The 415-nt window shown below is 61.0% G+C and carries 1 protein-coding gene; it reads left to right on the top strand.

Annotated features, from left to right (window positions below; genetic code table 11):
- Window positions 1-228: 228 nt before the first annotated feature.
- The coding region (locus GPA27_RS28580) for an S-methyl thiohydantoin desulfurase domain-containing protein (protein ID WP_169143755.1) at window positions 229-415 on the top strand (187 nt) is incomplete at its 3' end.

Below are 415 nucleotides of genomic sequence, written 5' to 3' on the forward strand. Positions count from 1 at the left end.
TGCACAGGCTGATCAAAAGGTCTTCGGTACCGTAAACGGGGGATTTTTCGGGGGTGCTCATGGTGGGGGTAGCGGAAAACAACTTGGTGCACAGCATAGGCGATGATGCCGCCGTAAACCAGAGTGCAGGCCCTGCCGTGGTGCCGATCCCCCCGTGGTATCCCGGTCATTGACTTTCGACGGGGCTCGGATATCGTGCTTTTCATCCAAATAAGAGAGGGGGGCCCGATGGGCAATGTCTATTTCTATGGCCTGACCGATTTCCAGGCGATCGCCACCGGGGCGGCCGTGCTGGCCAGCGGCGGTGGTGGCAGTTACCAAGACGCCTGCGCCATCGTGCAGCAGCTGGCAGACCAAGGCTACACGGGCACGGTGCAGGTGCAGGACTACGACGGCGCCACCAATGCCTGTGTGC

Source organism: Aromatoleum toluolicum (assembly GCF_012911005.2).
GTDB lineage: Bacteria > Pseudomonadota > Gammaproteobacteria > Burkholderiales > Rhodocyclaceae > Aromatoleum > Aromatoleum toluolicum.